Here is a 21048-nt window from a genome sequence, read left to right as displayed (position 1 = left end):
TTTCATTCAGAAAGGCAGATCACATGAGCGGAAAGAAAATTGCGATCGTGACCGGCGCGTCATCGGGAATGGGACGGGAGATGGTGTATCTTCTCGCGGATCATTTCGCAGCGCTGGAGGAGATCTGGGTAGTCGCGAGGAGAAAAGAGAGACTCGAGGAGCTTGTCGGAAAGGTTCCGGTCCGTCTTCGGATCCTGCCGCTTGATCTCACGAGTGAGGAGGACCTCGGCGCACTCTCCGTCCTTTTAAAGAGAGAGCAGCCGAACGTCAAGATCCTGGTAAACGGCGCAGGATACGGAAAGACCGGGGCGGTCGGAACGATCCGGCGGGACCTCTCGGTCGGCATGGTGCGCTTAAACGATGAGGCGCTGGTTGCCGTGACGGAGATGGTGCTTCCGTATATCTCAAAGAACAGCAGGATCATCCAGTTTGCCTCCGCGGCGGCGTTTATGCCCCAGCCGGGCTTTGCTGTCTACGCGGCATCAAAATCCTTTGTGTTAAGCTACAGCCGGGCGCTGGCCGTGGAGCTGAAGAAGAAAAATATCTATGTGACGGCAGTATGTCCGGGGCCGGTGGAGACGGAATTCTTCGGGATCGCCCTGGACGGGGGAAAACTCGCTCCGATCAAGAAGCTCACGATGGCGGAGCCGAAAAAGGTAGTAAAAAAGGCACTCATGGACAGCATGAAAGGCAAACGGATCTCAGTGTACGGACCTTGGATGAAGGCGTTTTACGTTCTCTGCCGGATCGTTCCCCACGAGATCTTAATGGGGTTTATCAACTGGTAACTGCCGGACCGCACACCGCATGCGGGCTGGTCTTACGCATCACATACAGCAATAGAAAAAGGGACTGCGGACATCTGAGCAGTTCCCGGAAAAGAGGAAAAAGATTTGAAATTACGACTGGAAAAAGGAACCTATGGATACAGGACTGCCTACAAAAAGCGTCAGCTTTTCTTCGTTGTCCTGTTCATCCTGGCGATCGTGGCACAGCTTATCTTAAGAAATTTTGTCACGGAGCAGATCTATAAGAATCTCGTCACGATCAGTGCGATCCTCACGGTACTCCCAATGGCGAACCTGGCATCACCGCTTGTCGTCGCATCGAGGATCCCGGAGGTCCCGGAGGAGCTCCACAAGGCGTGTCTCCCGTACGAGGACAAATTCCCGATCTTATATGATCTGGTCATCACCTCCAACGATCTGATCATGCCGGTCGATGCGGCGGTCGTTCATCCGACCGGAGTGTATCTCTACTGCACGAACCCGAAAGTGGACCGGAAGAAAGCGGAGAAATTTTTAAACGAGATGTTAGTCGGCTGGAAGCTGGACGGAAACGCGAAGGTCATGAACGAGGAGAAAAAGTTCCTACGGAGGCTTTCTGAGCTTAAGACCGTCACAGAGGAAGAGGATGACGGAAGTGCTCCACATGTTTTAAAGTTATTAAAGAGTCTTTCCATGTAGGGGAATAAAAGATGAGAGAGATCGTGATTGAAAAGAACGAGGCGGGACAGCGACTGGATAAATTTCTCGCGAAGTACATGAATGAGGCGTCGAAGAGCTTTTTCTATAAGATGATGCGCAAGAAGAACATCACGCTGAACGGGAAAAAGTGTGAGGGAAATGAAAAACTCGCCGAAGGCGATGTCGTGAAGCTGTTTCTTGCGGAGGACACCATCGAAAAATTTTCCAGTGTTCAGGTGCAGGAGGTAAAGAAAGTAGATCTAGATATTCTCTATGAGGATGACGAGATCATTCTGGTCAACAAACCGGCGGGGATGCTGTCGCAGAAGGCTAAGGAGACCGATGAGTCTCTGGTGGAGTATCTGATCGATTATCTTTTGGGGAGCGGCAAGCTCACGGAGAGCGGGCTCCGCGCGTTCCGCCCTTCGGTCTGCAACCGTCTGGACCGGAATACCAGCGGTATCGTGGCAGCAGGAAAATCTTTGGCGGGTCTTCAGATGCTTTCCGGCGTGTTTAAAGACCGCTCGATCCACAAGTATTATCAGTGTCTCGTATCTGGCGAGATCCGGGACGTGAAGACGGTGGACGGCTGGCTTTTAAAGGATGAGAAGAGGAATCAGGTGCGGATCCTCACGGAGGCGGAGGCAAAGCGCTTTGGAGGAAGAGGCGGAGACGAGGAGCCGAAACGGATCCGGACAAAATATGAGCCGATCGCAACGGATGGAAGGTTTACGCTGCTCAGAGTAACACTTCTGACAGGACGTTCCCATCAGATCCGCGCCCATTTAGCGTCTCTTGGGCATCCGATCGTAGGGGATTCCAAGTACGGCGGAGTTTCGAAGGTGAACCCCTCCGGGCGAACCGTGAAGTATCAGCTCCTGCATTCTTACCGTCTGGAGTTTCCGAAGCTTGCGGAACCGTTTGCCTATCTTTCCGGGAGGGTGTTTGAGGCGCCGATGCCGGGATATTTTGCTTCGGTGCTGAAAGAGACCGGGATCAGGCTGCCATAAAAGCTGGCAACTCCGGACAGAGATATGACAAGCGGTTGATTGACATAAAATACTTATGTAAACCACTCGAAAATCTTTACATTGATGATAAGGAACAGCTATGGGAACATGGAAAACCAGGGGCCTTCGTGGTTCCACGTTGGAAGATCTGATCAACCGGACCAATGACAGCTACCGGGAAAAGAAGCTGGCCCTGATCCAGAAGATCCCGACCCCGATCACGCCCATCGAGATCGATAAAAAGAGCCGCCATATCACGCTGGCGTACTTCGATATGAAAAGTACGGTCGACTATATCGGCGCGGTTCAGGGGATTCCGGTCTGCTTTGACGCGAAGGAATGCGCGGTGCGGACGTTCCCACTTCAGAACATCCACCCGCACCAGATCGCGTTCATGAAGGAATTTGAAGCCCAGGGCGGAGTTGCCTTCATTATCCTCTCCTTTACAGCGGAGAACGAGATCTATTATGTTCCTTTTGATGTGGTGAACCGTTTCTGGGAACGGATGGAAGAGGGCGGAAGAAAAAGCTTTACCTATGATGAGGTGGTGCCGGAAGCGTACAGGATCCGGAGCCACCGGGATATGTATGTCCATTACTTGGAAGGGATCCAGCAGGATCTTGACCGGAAGGAAGAAAAAGGAGGAGACGGCGAATGATTGAGATGGTCATATGGCTCGTTGTGATCGCGGTGTTTGTGTTCCGGGCGTTAAAACAGAACGGGACACTGGACGAACTTTTTGCGGGGGCAAAGAAGCGGAAAGAAAATCAGGCAGAGCGCGTGGTGTACGAACAGTCGGAGGAAGGTTCCGGGAAGAAGGAGAAGAAGAAGGGGCCGGGGATCCGGGTCCCGAAGCACACAGGTTTTGCGGTGACTATGGTTGTGATCGTCCTCGCGGCGGCAGTGCTTTCCTTTGACAGCTTCTATACTCTTTCCGAGGAGGAGATGGCGGTGGTTACCACGTTCGGAAAACCGTCGGTGGAGGAGGCATCAGGTCTTCACTTTAAAATTCCGGTGATCCAGCGTGTGACTAAGGTTTCCAAAGCCATCACGGGTATGCAGATCGGCTACACGACGGACCCGGCCCGGGCGGACGGCGCCTCTATAGACAATCCGGTATCCATTGAGAACGAGAGCCTGATGATCACAAAGGATTTCAATCTGACAAACGTGGATTTCTATGTAGAATACATGGTCACGGATCCGGTTCAGGCGGTGCGTCACAGAAGTGTGTACGAGTCTATCATCAAGAACCTGGCTCAGAGCTACATCCGCGATACCGTCGGAGTTTATAATGTTGATGATGTGATCACTACCGGAAAGACTCAGATTCAGGAGCGGATCAAAGAGCAGCTCACAAACCGTCTCGTCGATGAGAACATCGGATACGGCATCTACAACGTGTCGATCCAGGATACGGAGATGCCGAGAGATGATGTGGCAAATGCCTTCAAAGCCGTTGAGGATGCGAAACAGGGCATGGAGACGGCAATCAACTCCGCAAAGAAATATCAGTCTGAGAACATTCCGGAGGCGAAGGCAAAGGCCGATAAGCTTTTGCAGGATGCCGAGGCATATAAGGAACAGCGGATCAACGAGGCAAATGGACAGGTGGCGCGTTTCGAGGACACATACGCGGAGTATGTAAAGTACCCGCTGATCACGAAAAAGCGTATGTTCTATGAGACGATGGAGGAAGTTCTTCCGGATCTCAAGGTCATCATCACTGGTGGAAACGGCACACAGACGCTGCTGCCGTTAGAACCATTCTCAGAGACAGCTTCCGGCAGCGCAGCACAGACGGGAGGAGGGAACTAAATGAAAAAGACAGGAAAAAGAATCATAGGGATCGTTGTTCTCCTTCTGATCGTTGTTCTGCTTCAGGGCAGTATGGTGAGCACATACAATGATGAGTATAAGCTCATTCTCCAGTTTGGGAAAGTGGTCCGGGTGGTGGAGACACCGGGTCTCAGCTTTAAGATCCCGTTTCTTCAGACAACACAGTCGATTCCTAATTATGAGATGATCTATGACCTTATTCCGAGTGAGGTTAATACGAGGGATAAAAAGGTGATGGTAACGGATTCCTTCGCATTGTGGAGTGTCACAGATCCGCTGGCATACCTTTCCAGACTCGGAGCAAACAAGGCAAATGCGGAAAGCCGAATTTCCGTTGTTGTATACAATGCTGTGAAAAATGTCATTTCCTCCACGGATCAGGCAGATGTGATCTCCGGCCGTGACGGAAAGCTGGCAGAGATGATCACGGAAAAGATCGGTTCTTCCCTGGACAGCTACGGAATCAAGGTAAAAAAGGTGGAGACGAAGCTTTTAGACCTTCCGGATTCCAACAAGGAGGCTGTTTACCAGCGTATGATCTCTGAACGGCAGAATATCGCTGCCGGATATATCGCAGACGGTGAGTACCAGTCCAATGTCATCAAGAACAGCACAGATAAAGAAGTCTCTATCATCATTTCCGAGGCGCAGGCCCAGGCGGAGAAGATCCGGGCGGAAGGCGAGGCAGAGTATATGAGGATCCTTTCCGGCGCGTACAATGACGAGGGAAAGGCCGATTACTATAATTATATCCGCAGTCTGGACGCGTTAAAGGCGAGTCTCAAGGGAGATAATAAGACGATCATTCTGGATGAAAATTCAGAGCTTGCGAAGATCCTCAGGGGAAACTATTAAGGAACGGCCAGGATAAAACCGCAACAGCGGAAAAATCCTGTGAAGCAGTGATGCTGTGGACCCGGAACGATCCGGACGAAGCAGGCTGCTGCGGGACATAACCGCGGTCAGTAAAAAAGATCGTGGATGTCTGATAAATAATGATACGGTAAAGGAGAAGGGTTATGTCAAAAGTAGTTGATTATTTTCTCAAGTATGTAGCATTCGATACGCAGTCAGCAGAGGATGCGGGGACAGTTCCGAGTACGGAAAAACAGTTCGCTCTGGCGAAGCTTCTGTCCGAACAGTTAAAGAATATCGGGGTGAAGGACGTCTCCATGAGTGAGCACGGTTACGTGTACGGAACGATTCCGGCAAACGGGGATTATAACTGCCAGACCGTCGGCTTCCTCGCGCATATGGACACTTCACCGGATTGTCCGGATGAGAATGTCCGCCCACAGCTCGTCAAGCACTACGACGGAAAGGATATCACTTTAAATAAGGCACTCGGTGTAAAGATGACAACAAAGATGTTCCCATTCCTAAAAAACTATGTGGGGCAGGATCTGATCACTACCGATGGAACTACACTGTTAGGTGCAGATGATAAGGCGGGAATTGCCGAGATCATGACCATGGCGGAGACACTTCTGACACACCCGGAGATCCCGCACGGAACCATCAAGATCGCTTTCACACCGGACGAGGAAGTCGGACACGGTGTTGACTTCTTTGATGTTCCCGGATGGGGCGCAGATGTGGCTTATACCGTTGACGGCGGCGCCTGGGGCGAGATGGAGTATGAGACCTTCAACGCGGCATCCATGAAAGTCACGATCCATGGAAGTAACATTCATCCGGGCAGCGCGAAGAACAAGATGAAAAACTCAATCCTGATCGGTCTGGAATTCCAGTCGATGCTGCCGGAGAACGAGAAGCCGCAGTATACGGAAAAATATGAGGGATTCTTCCATCTGAACAATATCGGCGGAAATGTGGAGAATACGACTCTCCACTATATCGTCCGTGACCATGATATGACGCGGTTTGAGGAGAGAAAAGCACTCGGCAATAAGATCGGCGAGTTCCTGAACGCGAAGTACGGTGAGGGAACAGTCGAGGTGGAAATCGCAGATACCTACTACAATATGGCTGAGAAGATCCGTCCGCATATGTACCTGATGGATGTGGCTGCTGAGGCATTTAAGGAGCTTGGCATCGAGACTCCGGCGATCAATCCGGTCCGCGGAGGCACGGATGGATCGAGACTTTCCTACATGGGACTTCCATGTCCGAACCTCTGTACCGGCGGACATAACTATCATGGAAAGTATGAGTTCATCTGCATTCAGTCCATGGAGAAGACAGTGGAGCTGCTTCTTAAGATCGCAGAAAAGTTTACGAAGGTTGAGAAGCAGGCATAAAATCTGGATCAGGATATGGCTGTTTAGAAAATGCGGGAGGCGCTGGATGTCGCTTCCCGCTTTTCTTTTTGGATGTATGAATGTAATTTAGAACATGTCTTTATGTTGAAGGGGCAGATTATTCATGATATAATGAGCGACAGTGAGTCAGAAGCGTGCCTGCACGGTTATGGCGAACGGCGAAATTAGTGAGTGACGAAGTCACGATATAATTATGCGCAGAAAGGCGGTACAGATTATGATAAAAACGATTCAAAGACGTCTGGACGCGATCCTGCATTGGAATATTTCCTTTGTGGGCGGTTTCCTCGGCGGTTATGCAATCCTTTCCCATGCCGGAGTCTTCGGCTCCGCACAGACGGGAAACCTGATGGAGATGGCTTCGAACGTCCGATTTATGGAATGGGAGGAATTGGGACTCCGTCTGCTGGCGATGGTGATCTTCGCCTGCGGTGTGATCGCCTCCTATATGCTGACAAACTATACAAACTTACATATGCGGAAGCTGGCGATCTGGGTGGATGCGGCCGGTCTCGGACTTACGGCCCTGCTGCCGGATTGGTTCTCGCCGATTGCGGGTGTTTACCCGATCTTTTTCTGTTCGGCATTCCAGTGGGGTGTATATTCCGGCGCAGATGGTTTCAACAGCGCGACGGTCTTCATCACAAACAACTTCAAACAATCCGTCCTCGGCTGGACGCAGTATGCGTTGACGAAAGATAAAGAATTTAAGAGAAAAGCGGTGCTCTACAGCAACACGGTACTTATGTTCTTCCTTGGCGCTCTCCTCGGTGTCACCGGTGTAGCTGCCTTCGGCAACGCCCTCGGCGCCTGCGTAGGCTTTATTCCCCTTGCTGTCGCCCGGATCTTTATCAGCATCGGTGAACTTCCGGTAGAAGATGAGACTCCGGAGGAGACAGAGGAAGAGGCAGAAGAGATGCTGGAAGAGGCGAAGATTCTGGAGAAGGAAGAGAAGAAGAAAATTTAAAAATTGTATATTTGATGAATGGGAATGGGCAGTTGATTCAGGGATGGGTCGGCTGCCTGTTTTGCGTAACAGAGGAAATACGGGTATCCGAAATAAGTGTTTGAAACTGCTTATATGGATACCTTTTTCTTATATTCGTTTGGTCGCAATAAGTGGTTGAAAATCAGCGCGTGGGAATATATGATATCTCAATAACTGGTTGAAAAAGAGAATCATAAGAATATAAAATCCACGACCTAAAAAATAGTGTTCAGGTTGAAAACTACTATTTTTGTAAACCGTGGAAATTTGATCTTCAGGTTGAAAATTATTCTTCTTCTGGATTTGGGAATGGCTCATAGTCATCCTCAAGATCCTCATCTTCATCCTCCTTAGCACTTTCAAAATGGAAGACAGGTTGATCTTCTGGAATGACTGGTCCTACATCTATAAGACCGTTTTCAAGCATTGCACGAAGGTTTGTTTTTCGGTATAGAGTTCGTGCGCGTAGGACTTCAAAAGAATATCCACGTCCACGCAGGTTATTCTCGCGAATGAGTCTGTTGGTGCATTCCGTATAGCCGTTAGAAATCGCAATAGGGCAATCCCAGTAGGCGAAGATCTGGTCTTCAAAGCGATGGACCGTAGCAGCAAGCTCTCGGAACTTATCGTATATCGCATTCTTCGGAATAGATTGCTCCCATTGTTTAAATGCCTTCTTTGCATTATCCTTTGATGATGGGTTTTCATCATAAATATTAAAAAAGTCTTCTTTAAGGTCAAAGGCTGTTGCAAGAGGAGCAAGCTCAGGATTACTTCGCGCCGCTTTGATTTTAGCTGCGTCTTCAGGATCGAGATCTTTAAGCCGTGTTTTCAAAGTATAGGCAAGCCCTTTTTTAGTTTTGATACGATCTACACGGGCCATCCCTTTCTGAATTTCACGTCTTACAGCATCGACCGCTTCATTTGCCTTCATAACAACGTGAAAATGGTCGATCGCCCATCTTGCATTCGGCATAGCATCTGATATCGATTTTTCAAATGGACGATACATGTCCGAGCATACCCATTGCACTTTTTCCCTATCTCTGAGACTCATAAAATATTCTGTCAGGGTTTTCTGATTGCGTCCCTGAAGAATGTCGTATAGAGTTCGATGCTCGATGTCCGTAATAACTGTGAGTTCGCCAAGCTTCTTTACCTTTATTTCATCAATGCCGATAAATGCAGGAGTCTTAAAACGAAGATTTTTGCGATTATCCTCTAAAAAATCAACGAATACGTTCTTAACTGTATTTGGGCTTAATACAAAATCAATCGCAGCATCTTCAAATGTTGTTCTCATGGAATGTTCCGTAAGAGCAAGAAGTGCACGTCTTGTCATTTTATGGTTTTCATCGACATTATAAAGCTCTGGCGTCCATATATGCTTCTTATTACCCTCATTTCGGCAACGCATACGAGGTATCTCAATATTCAGAACAACCGGACACCCCTGTAACGGAGTGTCGTTTACCTGTAATGTTCTTTTGCCGTGTTTATATAAAGGATTTCCGCATACGGGACATACAGCAGGGATATCCCCACTGTATGTCAGAGAAATGCGCTTGTAATGTTTAGCCTTATCATACACATCTTCAATGCCTTCGATATTATAATCTTTAAAGTCGAGGAGCATTAAAGCCATATTATCTGCCATCTGTTTACTCCTTGTTATTTGCGTACTCAGAGATCTCTTCGACATCCAAGTGTTTCTTTTTATTTACAAGATCGTAAATCATTTCTGCAATCGGTCTAATCGCCTGTGGATCATCCAGAATCTGCGTTGCGAGCTGTCCGAGTTCATTATTCTTAAGTGACAATGCGGCCACCTTAATGATGTTCTCCAGTCTGCCGTCTGCAATGATTGCTTCACGGCTGTTGGTAGAGTTGCGGATCTGGATACGGCTTACATCATCCGCAGATACAGAATCAACGATCGCATTTACCGTTCTTGCACCATCTACAGGGCTTACATTCTCACCGAATGCCTCATTCAGCTTCGCAATGACTTCCTTAAGCGTTGTACGCTTCTTTTTGGACGTTCCGGCTCCGCCTCCCATTGGACGAAGTACAGGTTCATCATCAGACGGCTTGTGGGTAAGCTCACTGATGCGATAATCAGAAAGTACAAGACTCGATATATCAATATCTTCAAGTGGCGTACCATCAAGGCGCTTCAGTAAAAGCTTCGCAAATCCATAGAAAATCTCGAGATCAGGCTCTCCGAGGTCTACAATCTGAGAAATATAGGTATATGCGGAACAGTATTTCTTTAAGTCCTTCTTAAAATCGAGCAGGCTTTCCTGTTCTTTAGAAATGATTTCAAGTTGCGCTTTTGCCGCTTCAAGTAAATCCTTGTTACCCGTTCTTTCTGCTTCTTCTTTATTTGCAGACCATGTAGCATAAGCATTATGATTTGCCTTGTAAGCGTTATTCCATCTTTCAGCCGGAGCAGATACTGACATGAAAAGCTTTTTCCGGTAAGCATCCTTCATGGATGCAGAGAGAGCATCAATGGACTTATAGCGAATCACTTTATATGTATCGATCTCATTCTGAGTATAGAGATCCCGCTCATCAAGGCGTTTCTTCGTGTCATAGACGATCTCAAGCCTCTGAGCGTGTTCCATCTTTGCACCGTGGTCGTACTTTGCAAACGCTCTTTCAACGGTATCCGGGTCATTTACAAAATCGACAATAAACACATGATCCTTACCGGAGAAGGTGCGGTTCAGTCGGGAATAGGTCTGCACGATTTCGATATCATTGCAAAGAGACTTGTCAATGTACATAGCGCAGAGCTTTGGCTGATTAAAGCCGGTCTGGAACTTATCACATACGATCATAATGCGGTTCTCGGGCTTATCGAATGCAACGTCTACCTTCTGCCAGCCAATATTATTTGAATTCTCTTCCGTATAATCGTAATCTCTGCGGATGGCTGCGAATGGATTCTCTTTTAAATAATCAAATTCCGTGATGGTGCTTTCGTCTTCATCCATGATTGCTGTTGCGCCGTTTACCTTGCCAGAGAAAGCAACAAGTGGTTCTCCCGGAACCTGAAAGCGGATTGCATCTGCGACCTGTTCCCGGTCATACTCAGGATGTGCGTGTAAATACGCTTCGATCGCATACTTATAGCGGATAACTGCTGGACGTGAAGATGCTACGATCATTGCCTTTGCCTGTCCGCCAAGCATCTTGGAAACATTCTTCATAAAATGCTCGATGATAAACTGTGCCTTCTGCATGACGTTTGTTGGGTGCAGGGATTCCCACATGGCAATCGTCCGCATTGCAGCACGCTCATCTACAAGTTTATCGGAAGCGAGTTCATCTTTCAGCTGATAAGCTGTTTTATAAGGCATATACCCCTTCAGGACATCCAGAATATAGCCTTCTTCAATTGCCTGACGCATCGGATAAAGGTCAAAAGACTCTGGAATCGGTCGTCCAGTCTTCTGATCAATCTTTTCGGAATCACGCCCAAACAGTGTTTTTGTTTCCGGCTTTGGTGTAGCTGTATAAGCAAAGAAAGATACGTTCTCCGGCCATGAGCGGTCATTTTGTTCTTTCTGGAAGTATGCAAGAATCATTTCCTCATCCGTAACGCCTGCATCCGGTTTGCCGGTCTTTTTTGTCTTTTCTTTCGCTGCAAGTTTTAAAGCCGCCTTCATTTTTCCTGCAAACTGTCCGGTCTGAGAAGAGTGTGCCTCATCGATAAGAACCGCAAAATTTGCACCGATCAGCATATCATCTGTCGCAATCGCATCGAGTGCAAACGGGAATGTCTGAAGGGTAACAACGATAATTTCTTTACGCTGATGAAGCGCCTCGGCAAGCTGCTTATTCTTTGCTCCCTGTGAGCGCGTATCCGCATCTCCACCGATCATTTCAATAAGCCCCGGTGTCTTTTTAAGCTGCTTGATAGTTCCTTTAATGTTGGAGTCCAAGCCTACACGGTCCGTAACGACAATAACAGATGAAAATACCTTATCCCCATCCGGTTTCCGAAGGTTGATCAGCTCGTGTGCAGTCCATGAGATTGTTTCCGTCTTGCCGGAACCTGCGGAATGTTCAATCAGATACCGCCGTCCGACACCGTGATTCTTTACATCATTTAAGCATTTCGTTACACAGCTCCACTGATGGAAACGTGGGAATAACTGTGTGCGGACCTCCTTTAAGCGTCCTGTAGCATCCTCTTTCTTAGAAACATTCTCAAAAATAAAATCATGGAAGATACGAAGCCAGTTTTCCTTCTGACAGATTTCGTTCCAGAAATATCCGGTTGGATAATCAGTATCACCTTCCCGCATTGGATCGTTGCCAGCATGTCCATCCGATGTGCCCTTATTGAACGGAAGAAAACGCGGTACTTCCGGCTCAAGATTCGTACACATCCAGATTTCTGACTCTGAAATGGCAAAATGCACCACGGCACCACGCTTATACATGAGAAGAGGATTCTTTCTCCTGGTTCCCGGTTCGATCGGCTTTCTCTGCGTCTGATATTCCTCGATAGCATCATAAACTGTCTGTGTAAGCTCCGTCTTTACTTCTGCCGTTGCAACCGGAATACCATTGATAAAGAACACTAAATCAAGCGACTTGTTGCCAGCCGTCTGATAATGGACCTGATGCATGACACGAAGGATATTGGCATCATACTTTTCCTTGATATTCGGGATCCGTACATCATCCGGGTAATGACCGGAGCACTCAATCGTCTGATATCCGGCCATAAAGAATCCATTTCGAAGCGTCTGTACCGTGCCATTTATTTCAAGGCTATGTACGAGATTCTTTTCGAGGTTTGACTTCCAGCTGTCGCCAAGATCTTTCTTCATCTTTTCGATCTTCTGCGGAGCAGTAGCCATGATATAGCTGATAAAATCATCTACATAAAGCGCAGTATCTGCGTCAAAGCCGTTATCATTTTCACTGATTTTCCATCCGCTGTCCGACAGCTCATTCAGCTTCCGGCTAATATAATGTTCAAAGTTTGTTTCAAGTCTAAGATCATCAGGCATTTTTCTTACCCTCCTTATCTGAGATAATAGGCAGCCTGTCTGCCAAGGTTTTCTGTAAGTGCTGTTTCAAATGCTCTCGATACATCGCCGCATCTACTTGCAGCATGTGTGCATTCATGAATCAATGTTCCGGCAAAGCTCTCAATAGAACAAAGCTGCGACCGTCGAATCCAGATGGTGCGTGTTTTGGCATCCCATAAACCTAAAGTAATAGTTTTCTTTTCATCTGTGTATAATTCTTCTGATATTTTTACACTTGCAATCACACCCGGAAGTCCATTCATAAATGCTAAAATTTCAGGCATCATGTTGTAGACTTCCTGTTCCGCCAGTGTGAGATCGGAGATATTTAAAGCGTCACCGGAGAAAGCATTATTTTTACTCTGGTTATATTTCTCAAGTGTCATAACTGTACGGATCGACTTCGCTTTTTCTTTCAGCTTATCTGGAATAATGAAGATCTGATATCCTTCATCCTGCGCATCCGATACTTCAGCACGGCGTTTGACCGCCTCATCACCTGTAATAAATAAGAGCTTGTCGTTTTTATGGGAAAGCTGTTCAAGGACGTAAAGCTGAACATCGATCCAGTTCATTTCATCATGGCCGCTGCCTTTCGTAACCTGCTCAAGATCATGCATATAGGCTCTGAGAACTACTTCATCTTCAACGCTTTTTACGATGTTTTTGATAGAGTCCGTGTAAGCTGCACGTCCAACATTATCACGTTCACGGTTGAGGGCTTTCCGAAGTTTATTCGGAAGATTCGTGATGTTGTAAGAGAAGAGGAAATTGCTTTCTTCCGCTACCTTTACGCCATGAATATAGATGCCTGCATTTTCGTGAATCGGCTTTTCAAGGACCGCGCCAAAACCTGTATCTTCCAGTACGATTTCATGCGAAAAGCAGAGAAAAAGATTCTTTGCCTTTTCGATATCCTTATCTGTACAGCCATCAAGTGAAACATCCGTGCCGACCATGTTTGGATCATCTGGATCTGCAATTTCAGCGTGAAGCGTCATAACATCATCAAATCCAGCCTTTTTCATCTGCTTCAGCGTGATCACTCCATAGCAGGAACGAATCGTCACACGAATCCCGTTACGATAGAACACGGCAAGGGAATCTTTCAGTCCAACACCAAACTTCCCGATCAGTTCTTCCGCAGAGAGCTTTTCATCGTTCTCATTCTGCGTGAGATGGTGGTAGTTAAGCCCCCGTCCGTAATCGGTGATATGCCAAACACTATTTTCCTTGTGAATACAGATTTCTTTGGTTTCAGTCAGCTTCTGTTCATCCAGAGCATTTGCAATGATCTCACGGACAGCATGGTAGACTTCCCAGTTTTCCAGTATTTTTTCTATGTTGAGGTCAAATTCTTTAGTCATATAGGTGCTCCATTCGTTGAAACGCTTCTGAAAAATTATCGCTATGGAAAATTTCTTTATCAAAATCATCAAGCTTAGCTTTCTTTTCAGCGTCAGCATTCTTATAATATCGAATTGCATTCAAACATAGCGCATTTATGAGCACACCCAAATTAACAACTGCCTTTCCATATGACCATTTACCATCAGTAAAAGATTGTATCTGTATTGGAAATTCAGCATCGGAATATGCCAAATCAAATAAATAATGATCTCCCTGCAAATTACCCTCATGCGTAACATTATTTCTTAATTGATATAATCGTATCGCAAGTTGAGTAATTCCGTAGTCATAAGTTTCATCCTGCTTTTTGCAACTATCACCACAAGTGAATTTTTCCGAGGTATTATTTCTTTGACATTCAAGGCATTCAAGAGTAGATTCTATTGGACAAACCCCTTTAAGAAATGTCTGAACCCATTTTTTATAGCGTTCTCCAACATTTTTGTTGCCTGATAAATCAGGATATTCAATTTTGCCGCATATATCAGGCAACGAAATTGCAGCTGGGAGAACCACTCGACCAAAACCACTTTTTCGAGCGGATTCTATTTCATTACAATAATCAACGAAATGGCTCACAACTCCTCACCTCTACAATCAATCTTTCCGGTTACTGCATAGTAAATGAGAGATTTTTTATATTCCTCCAATTTATTTATAGCCGTTTGTTTCTTTTTAATAAGATTATTAATAGCTTCGCATTTATTTCTTATTTCATTAGCGATACGTATTTGTTCTTCTTTAGTTGGGGTAGGAACAATAACATCATATAATTCCGAAGTATAAAGTCGTGATAATCCTTGTCCAACTCCAGTAATACGTTTTTTGAATTCATTTATACACTGAGGCGTTTTAAACAGGTATTCTAAATATTTAGCATGAGAGTATTTGTTTTCAAAATATACTGCGTAATCAGGACTTACCACACCATGATATTCCGAAACTGAAAAAACGCCTAAATGAGCTTTGAGTTTATTAAAGACTAAATCATTAGGATAACATATTTTTGCATTAACAAAGGAAGCTGCCATATGAGGAACTTGATTCATTTGCTTTGTTGGAATAATTCCGATCTTTTGACTCATAGAAAGAGGTTCTTCTTTTCCATATATGGACCGTTCATTGCGTTCATCTAACAAAAATTTAACACGTCCTATATTCCAATCCTCCGGTATCTCCCCAATCCATTCTACACCAGAATCCTTCATCTTCGCATTCGGGTCAATTCCCTTTGTAACTGCCTTTGTAATGACTGCCTTCTTGTATTCTTCCAGTTTTTCAATGGATTTCTTCGTCTTTTCGATGGCAGTGTCGATGGCAGTGCATTTGCGATCGAGGAAGTGGACGATCTGCTGCTGCTCGGTAGGGGATGGAAAAATACATGGTTGGTTTTTAAATTCCTTAAATGCTAATGTTTTCCTCATTCCAATTCCCATATTGTGGAATGCTTTACAGACATCATAACTGCGGAATAAGTAATTAGCATAATACGGAAGTATTATCTGCTCATTTGGTCTTAGAGCCAGATAAGCAGACGTAATTACGCCTATGTTCTCTACGATAGCAGACCGAATACTTACAAAGTCAAAGTTTAGGTTTAATCCGTTTATCATAATGTCACCAGGCTTAACAACATTGTAATTAAGTATTGTGTCGGCAACATATTCTTCTGTATCTGCATCAAAATTTTCTTTGCAAACAATGTTTCCATATCTGAATTTTAATGCGTTTTTGATTAAACCATCGGTATTTTTATAGTTTACCTCTGTAAATCCAAATTTAATTTTATGTGTTTCCCAATCCTCCGGTATCTCCCCAATCCATTCCACACGAGAGTCTTTCATTTCCCTATTCATGCAAACACCCCTTTCAGAGCCTCTTCAATTTCCGGTTCCAGTGCTTTGATCTCTGCCATAATATCCTCTGGCTTACGTGGAGCTTCGTAGTGATAGAAATACTTATCGAAGGAAATCTGTGTTCCAACAACACCTACCTGATGATCGCCCATGATTCCGGTATCGACCACGGATTCATCCACCCACGCATCAGGCACATACGGATATACTTCCTTTTCCATATATTCATTGATGTTCTGTGTATATGGAACCTTCTCGGTATCCTTTAAGTCTGCGTCTGCCACTGGCTTTCCGTTCTTGTCGTAAACGATGTCTTCATCCGATTCCGTCTTTACACCAAACGCCTTAATAAATGCATCCTGAAGCTGCTTATTTGTGATTTCCGGCTTTTCAAGCTTATCTCTAAAATCAGAAGAGTGGCTGATAAACCAGTTATACTTTACGGTCTGTCCGTCATAAGCTGCTACGGCACGTTTCAAAGAATCCTTATTGCCATCAGAGAGCTTCTGCATAGCTTTGATGGTGAATAAATCAGCCCACTTATCAAGATCAAAGGTAATGACCTGCTTTAATGGGCGCTGGACCGTAACAGCGCGGTACATGAATTCCTCGACCGGAAGCAGCGCGGATTTACCATGGTCATGTCCGTCGATATATGTCTGGATGATCCACTTCATTTTATCTTCCGGGACATCCTTACGCTTGTTACCAAGAGACTTTCTACGAAGTTCTCCGCAATCAGAAGCATCGATAAGCTGGATCATGCCCTTACGTGCTTCATCCTTCTTTGTATTTAAGATCCATAAATAGGTATTGATGCCCGTTCGGAAGAAAATGTCAGTCGGGAGCTTCACTACGCAGTCAACGAGATCCTTCTGAAAAAGCCATCTTCTGATATCAGATGGGCCGGAACCTGCATCGCCATTAAAGAGCGGAGAAGCGGATAACACGATACCACCCTTGCTGCCACCTTCCTCAGCGGTCTTCATATGAGCGACCATATTCTGAATGAAAAGCATGGATCCATCACTGATGGAAGGAAGCCCGGCACCGAATCTTCCTGCAAATCCGTGTGCGGCTTCAGATCTTACTTCGTCAGCTTCTTTTTCCCACTTTTTGCCGTAAGGCGGATTACTGACGCAATAATCAAACTTCTTGTCTGGGAACTTATCATCGGAGAGCGTGTCCCCGTTTTCGATATGTGCGGATAAATCTTTGGTCTGATCATAAACATCCTTCTGCTCATCTGAAACATTACGAATGAGGAGATTTGCCTTACCCATCGCCCATGTAACACCGGAAAGTTCCTCACCATACGGAACGATTACCGCCGGAGCTTTCATTTCTTTATTTTCATGCCACTCATTAAGAAGATCGAGTGCATCCGTGATAAATCCTCCGGTTCCGCAGGTCTGATCGTACAGTGTACGAACAATACCGGTGTCAGAACTCATTAACTCATCATCGTTTGCGAAGATCATACCTACGCAAAGACGGACTACATCCTTCGGAGTCATGAAGTCCTCGGCATCCTCCGCAATTTCATCACCGTATCTCTGAATGAGATGCTCATAGATGTCGGACATATCACGGTCAGAAACCGTAGCTGAATCGAACGGGAGGGCAGAAAACTTCTGACATACCGAATAAAGCATACCGTGATCCTGAAGCTTCTTACAGGTGCTTTCCATATCGAACTTCAACATGATATTACGGGCATTCGGTGAAAAACCATTGATATAGGAATCGAGAGCAGCGTATGTATCACCGGCACCAAGATTGTTCAGTCTGAATGGAGTAACGTTATAAAATGCCTTGCCGGAATACTGGCAATAGTTATCGGATTCACGTCCCCAGTCCTTTTCATGTTCCTTTACTGCGTCACATACCGCAGCTCTTGTTGATTCAAGAGCGCATTCCAGTCTGCGAAGAAGTGCGAACGGAAGTACCACCTTGTTGTAATCTGCACGGGAAATCACATCCCTTACATAATCCGCAATGTTCCATATTTCGTTGACGTAATCAAGATTCGTTTTTTTCTGTGCTTCAGCCATTATCGTTCTCCTTTTGTTTTGTATTTTTCATAAATCAATATGTCTGAAATCAGCTCATTGAGCCGATATAAAATACTAATTTTCAACCACTTATTGAGGAATCTCTACTTATCATTGTACTACTAATGGGACTATTTTTCAACCAGTTATTGAGGAAACACGTATTCCTGTAATGGCATAAAAATACCGAGTAAGAATCATCTTACTCGGTAAATTCGTATGACATTCTTCAACGGTTTTCAACCTGAGAACATCATAAAGATTATTATTCGGAATATGGGTTTTCAACCACTTATTGCGGTTAGCCGAAAAGAGATTCCGGTGATCATCAGCACCGGGGATGGACGATATTATGTTTCTGAGACAACAACAGCTACGAGGCGATCGGGAAGCAACAGCTATGTGGCGATCGCAGATCATTTGACACCGGACGATTATGTGGCGTGTACGGAGAATGGAACAAAGTATCAAGACCTGAAAGAGTCGTATGATGCCTATACCAAGCTGGTTACGACCGGAGTCTATCAGGATTATAAGGATACGCTCCCTAAAAAGTAAAATCAGGATCGTTTCGGAAGCTATCTGATCTAATGGCGCATAAACTGATCCGTCTGCTGTAGTTCTTACGCGGACTCCCGCAGCAGCCGGATCAGCTCCTCCATCGCCGGAAGTGTCTGTTTCCCTTTCAGCGTAACGATGGAGTAGCTGGTAGTATCAGCCGGATTTCCGATCCGGAAGCAGCGGACAGGCTTGGGATAGTGGAAATTTTTCATATACTGGTAGAAGTTGAATGCGATCCCATAGCCTTCTGCTGCGAGCTGACAGGCAGATTCAAGATTTTCGAGGAGAAAGACCTGTCCCGGTTCGGCGTGATCATAAGCGATGGCAAGGTCTGTGTAGTGCCTGGAGGACTGATCCGGCTTTTGCAGGATAAAACGTTCCCCGTTAAATTGTTTGAGATCGATCCTCGGACATGGATCTTTCCGGCTTTTCTTTGCCGCGCCGGTGCACAGTGGGTGCCCGACGGAGACAACAGCGACCATATAGTCCTCATAGAGAGGACGGTATTCCAGCAGCGGATGGCTGGAGGATTCGTTTACGATGGCAAAATCAAGCTCTCCGGCAAGCAGATGCCGGATCATCTGCTCAGTAGATTCCTCGTATGGGACCAGCTTCACGTCCGGATAGCGGGCGGAAAAAACAGGCAGTGCCTTCGCAAGAAGATAAAGTGTTCTTCTGGGATGGATTCCGAAACGGATCGTTCCCGAAGAGCCACCCATGTATTTTTGAAGCTCATTTTCATAATGGGCTTCTATTTTTATCATTTCTTTTGCATGTTCCAAATAGATCTTTCCAGCCTCGGTTGGGACAAACTGTTTCCCGATCCGGTCGAAAAATCTTGTCCCGGTGCGTTCTTCAAGATTTCCTAAAAATATGCTGAGGGCAGGCGGAGAGATATGCAGGGCTTGCGCCGCATCCTTAATTCCCCTGTGTTTTTCAATTTCAAGCATATAGAGCTGTTCCCGCATATCCATGGCGTTTCGCTGGTCCTTTCCCTGAATAAATATTTGCAATTTCGCATAAAAATAAACAATATTAAATAAAACAATAAAAATATTAAACTTGCTTTAATTTTATATCTTGATTATAGTCTAAGAAAGAAAACAAATCAAGGAAGGATTGGAAGTATGAAACCATTAAAAGAAAAAAAGCCTTTTCAGGCGCCGCACACATTTGTGATCCTTGTAGTGCTGATCCTTCTGGCAGTCGCAGCCACTTATGTTGTGCCTGCCGGAGAGTATACCCGGTATACGGATGAGGCGACAAACAGAACCCTCGTGGAAGCAGGGAGCTTCCATTATGTCGAATCTCACCCGGTAAGCTTTTTAACCGTTCCGGCACTGATCTACAGGGCGATCGTAAAGGCGGCAAGCACAGTTACGTTTATCCTTATTATCGGCGGCTCCTTTGAGATCATCACATCCACAGGGATCCTTACAGTTCTCTGCAAGAAGATGGCGAAAGCCTTCCGCGGCCGCGAGTATTTTGTGATCCCTGCATTTCTGCTGTTATTTTCTGTTTTTGGAACAACGATGGGAATGTCTGCGGAGGTCATGATCTTTGTGCCGATCGGAATTGCCCTTGCGGCATCTCTGGGACTTGACAAAGTGACAGGTACCGCAATGATTGCTATGGGCGCCGCATCCGGATTTACAGCCGGAATCCTGAATCCCTTCAATGTCGGTGTTGCTCAGGATATTGCGGAGATCCCGATGTTTTCCGGTATGGAATACCGCATTTTTATTCTCGGAGTTCTTCTGGTGATCAATACGGTCTACATTACCTGGTACGCGAAGCGCGTGAAAGCGGACCCGACAAAGAGTATCATTTACGGAGAGCCTGAGGATCAGGAATTTACTTTCGATGATACAGAAGAAGCGCTGAACCTGACCCATGGTCTGACTCTGGCAGTGATCGTAGCCGGCTTTGCAGTCCTGATCTATGGACTCAGTAAGCTCGGATGGTATTTTGAGGAGATGTCTGCGATCTTTATCGCGATGGGTGTGCTCTGCGGTATCGTGAACCGCTATAGCCCAAACAAGATCGCCGCTACGTTCGGAAACGGAGCGAAGGGAATCGTTGTGGGAGCTCTGATCGTCGGTATTGCCCGCGGTGTTGAGCTTGCATTATCTGACGCGATGATCCTTGACACCATCGTCCATGCGATCGCAAGTATCGTAAACATTCTTCCGCAGTCCTTAAAAGCCATCGGAATGTTCCTTGCACAGTCACTTGTCAACTGTGTGATCACCTCCGGTACCGGACAGGCCGCGGTTACCATGCCGCTTATGGTACCGGTTGCGGATCTGATCGGTATCACGAGGCAGACAGCCGTCCTTGCGTTCCAGCTCGGAGACGGATTTTCAAACTCTGTTCTTCCGACATCCTCTGCGCTGATGGGTTATCTCGTCGTTTCGAAGATCCCGTATGTAAAATGGTTAAAATTCATGATGCCGTTATTCCTGATCTGGACATTCTTCGGATGTCTGTTCATGCTTGGGGCACTCATGATCGGCTATTAAGACGGA

At 46.0% G+C, this 21048-nt stretch carries 17 protein-coding genes; 10 read left to right on the top strand and 7 right to left on the bottom strand.

Features of this window, described 5'->3' with window-relative positions:
• Positions 1-23 precede the first annotated feature (23 nt).
• The 8 genes from V2546_RS01580 to V2546_RS01545 all read left to right on the top strand — a co-directional run bounded on the left by V2546_RS01580 (position 24) and on the right by V2546_RS01545 (position 7564).
• Positions 24-788: an SDR family NAD(P)-dependent oxidoreductase gene (locus V2546_RS01580; RefSeq protein ID WP_329751383.1), complete on the top strand. Its 765-nt coding sequence runs from the start codon at positions 24-26 to the stop codon at positions 786-788.
• Between the two features lie 105 nt (positions 789-893).
• On the top strand, positions 894-1466 hold the full coding sequence (locus V2546_RS01575) for an O-linked GlcNAc transferase-like protein (protein WP_243022229.1): 573 nt from the start codon (positions 894-896) through the stop codon (positions 1464-1466).
• 11 nt (positions 1467-1477) lie between these two features.
• Positions 1478-2476, top strand: coding sequence for an RluA family pseudouridine synthase (locus V2546_RS01570; protein WP_329751382.1), 999 nt, complete (start codon positions 1478-1480; stop codon positions 2474-2476).
• Between the two features lie 100 nt (positions 2477-2576).
• Positions 2577-3134 carry a Holliday junction resolvase RecU gene (locus V2546_RS01565; RefSeq protein WP_118728514.1) on the top strand — a complete coding sequence of 186 codons (558 nt, stop codon included), beginning with the start codon at positions 2577-2579 and terminating at the stop codon, positions 3132-3134.
• On the top strand, positions 3131-4294 hold the full coding sequence (hflK, locus tag V2546_RS01560; protein ID WP_329751380.1) for an FtsH protease activity modulator HflK: 1164 nt from the start codon (positions 3131-3133) through the stop codon (positions 4292-4294). Before V2546_RS01565 ends, hflK begins: the two co-directional genes overlap by 4 nt.
• Positions 4295-5170 (top strand): protease modulator HflC, encoded by an 876-nt coding sequence (gene hflC, locus V2546_RS01555; RefSeq protein ID WP_015554456.1) that lies wholly within the window; start codon positions 4295-4297, stop codon positions 5168-5170.
• Positions 5171-5334: 164 nt separating this feature from the next.
• Positions 5335-6576: a peptidase T gene (pepT, locus tag V2546_RS01550; RefSeq protein WP_329751378.1), complete on the top strand. Its 1242-nt coding sequence runs from the start codon at positions 5335-5337 to the stop codon at positions 6574-6576.
• 238 nt (positions 6577-6814) lie between these two features.
• Positions 6815-7564 carry a YoaK family protein gene (locus V2546_RS01545; protein ID WP_117513226.1) on the top strand — a complete coding sequence of 250 codons (750 nt, stop codon included), beginning with the start codon at positions 6815-6817 and terminating at the stop codon, positions 7562-7564.
• A gap of 307 nt (positions 7565-7871) precedes the next feature.
• On the opposite strand, the gene V2546_RS01540 is transcribed toward V2546_RS01545, so the two are convergent.
• From V2546_RS01540 to V2546_RS01515, 6 genes are read right to left on the bottom strand one after another with little or no spacing between them, the layout of a single operon-like run.
• Complete coding sequence (locus V2546_RS01540; protein WP_329751377.1) at positions 7872-9242, bottom strand: ISL3 family transposase; 1371 nt, start codon at positions 9240-9242, stop codon at positions 7872-7874.
• A gap of 4 nt (positions 9243-9246) precedes the next feature.
• Positions 9247-12618 carry a type I restriction endonuclease gene (locus V2546_RS01535; protein ID WP_329751376.1) on the bottom strand — a complete coding sequence of 1124 codons (3372 nt, stop codon included), beginning with the start codon at positions 12616-12618 and terminating at the stop codon, positions 9247-9249.
• 14 nt (positions 12619-12632) lie between these two features.
• Positions 12633-14105 (bottom strand): hypothetical protein, encoded by a 1473-nt coding sequence (locus V2546_RS01530; protein WP_329751375.1) that lies wholly within the window; start codon positions 14103-14105, stop codon positions 12633-12635.
• Complete coding sequence (locus V2546_RS01525) at positions 13999-14628, bottom strand: hypothetical protein (protein ID WP_329751374.1); 630 nt, start codon at positions 14626-14628, stop codon at positions 13999-14001. The genes V2546_RS01530 and V2546_RS01525 overlap by 107 nt, the downstream gene beginning before the upstream one ends.
• Positions 14625-15905: a restriction endonuclease subunit S gene (locus V2546_RS01520; RefSeq protein ID WP_329751373.1), complete on the bottom strand. Its 1281-nt coding sequence runs from the start codon at positions 15903-15905 to the stop codon at positions 14625-14627. Before V2546_RS01520 ends, V2546_RS01525 begins: the two co-directional genes overlap by 4 nt.
• A complete protein-coding gene (locus V2546_RS01515; RefSeq protein WP_329751372.1) occupies positions 15902-17959 on the bottom strand; it encodes a class I SAM-dependent DNA methyltransferase in 2058 nt (685 codons plus the stop codon). Before V2546_RS01515 ends, V2546_RS01520 begins: the two co-directional genes overlap by 4 nt.
• Before the next feature lie 321 nt (positions 17960-18280).
• Here V2546_RS01515 and V2546_RS01510 point away from each other — a divergent pair, with 321 nt between their 5' ends.
• Positions 18281-18517 carry a hypothetical protein gene (locus V2546_RS01510; protein ID WP_329751371.1) on the top strand — a complete coding sequence of 79 codons (237 nt, stop codon included), beginning with the start codon at positions 18281-18283 and terminating at the stop codon, positions 18515-18517.
• Between the two features lie 65 nt (positions 18518-18582).
• Here V2546_RS01510 and V2546_RS01505 read toward each other — a convergent pair whose 3' ends face one another.
• Positions 18583-19470 carry a LysR family transcriptional regulator gene (locus tag V2546_RS01505; protein ID WP_329751370.1) on the bottom strand — a complete coding sequence of 296 codons (888 nt, stop codon included), beginning with the start codon at positions 19468-19470 and terminating at the stop codon, positions 18583-18585.
• Positions 19471-19647: 177 nt separating this feature from the next.
• On the opposite strand from V2546_RS01505, the gene V2546_RS01500 reads away from it, so the two are divergent.
• Complete coding sequence (locus V2546_RS01500; RefSeq protein WP_329751369.1) at positions 19648-21042, top strand: YfcC family protein; 1395 nt, start codon at positions 19648-19650, stop codon at positions 21040-21042.
• The last annotated feature ends 6 nt before the right edge of the window (positions 21043-21048 follow it).

The sequence above is a fragment of the Clostridium sp. CM74B_53 genome, assembly GCF_036318045.1.
Taxonomy (GTDB): domain Bacteria; phylum Bacillota; class Clostridia; order Lachnospirales; family Lachnospiraceae; genus Pilosibacter.
Note: the sequence above shows the minus strand (reverse complement) of the source record. Positions and strands in the feature narration are given on the sequence as shown.

Coding starts and splice junctions, on each gene's coding strand:
- V2546_RS01580 (WP_329751383.1), top strand. CDS start 24: ATGAGCGGAAAGAAAATTGCGATCGTGACCGGCGCGTCATCGGGAATG.
- V2546_RS01570 (WP_329751382.1), top strand. CDS start 1,478: ATGAGAGAGATCGTGATTGAAAAGAACGAGGCGGGACAGCGACTGGAT.
- V2546_RS01565 (WP_118728514.1), top strand. CDS start 2,577: ATGGGAACATGGAAAACCAGGGGCCTTCGTGGTTCCACGTTGGAAGAT.
- hflK (WP_329751380.1), top strand. CDS start 3,131: ATGATTGAGATGGTCATATGGCTCGTTGTGATCGCGGTGTTTGTGTTC.
- hflC (WP_015554456.1), top strand. CDS start 4,295: ATGAAAAAGACAGGAAAAAGAATCATAGGGATCGTTGTTCTCCTTCTG.
- pepT (WP_329751378.1), top strand. CDS start 5,335: ATGTCAAAAGTAGTTGATTATTTTCTCAAGTATGTAGCATTCGATACG.
- V2546_RS01545 (WP_117513226.1), top strand. CDS start 6,815: ATGATAAAAACGATTCAAAGACGTCTGGACGCGATCCTGCATTGGAAT.
- V2546_RS01540 (WP_329751377.1), bottom strand. CDS start 9,242: ATGGCAGATAATATGGCTTTAATGCTCCTCGACTTTAAAGATTATAAT.
- V2546_RS01535 (WP_329751376.1), bottom strand. CDS start 12,618: ATGCCTGATGATCTTAGACTTGAAACAAACTTTGAACATTATATTAGC.
- V2546_RS01530 (WP_329751375.1), bottom strand. CDS start 14,105: ATGCTGACGCTGAAAAGAAAGCTAAGCTTGATGATTTTGATAAAGAAA.
- V2546_RS01520 (WP_329751373.1), bottom strand. CDS start 15,905: ATGAATAGGGAAATGAAAGACTCTCGTGTGGAATGGATTGGGGAGATA.
- V2546_RS01515 (WP_329751372.1), bottom strand. CDS start 17,959: ATGGCTGAAGCACAGAAAAAAACGAATCTTGATTACGTCAACGAAATA.
- V2546_RS01505 (WP_329751370.1), bottom strand. CDS start 19,470: ATGCTTGAAATTGAAAAACACAGGGGAATTAAGGATGCGGCGCAAGCC.
- V2546_RS01500 (WP_329751369.1), top strand. CDS start 19,648: ATGAAACCATTAAAAGAAAAAAAGCCTTTTCAGGCGCCGCACACATTT.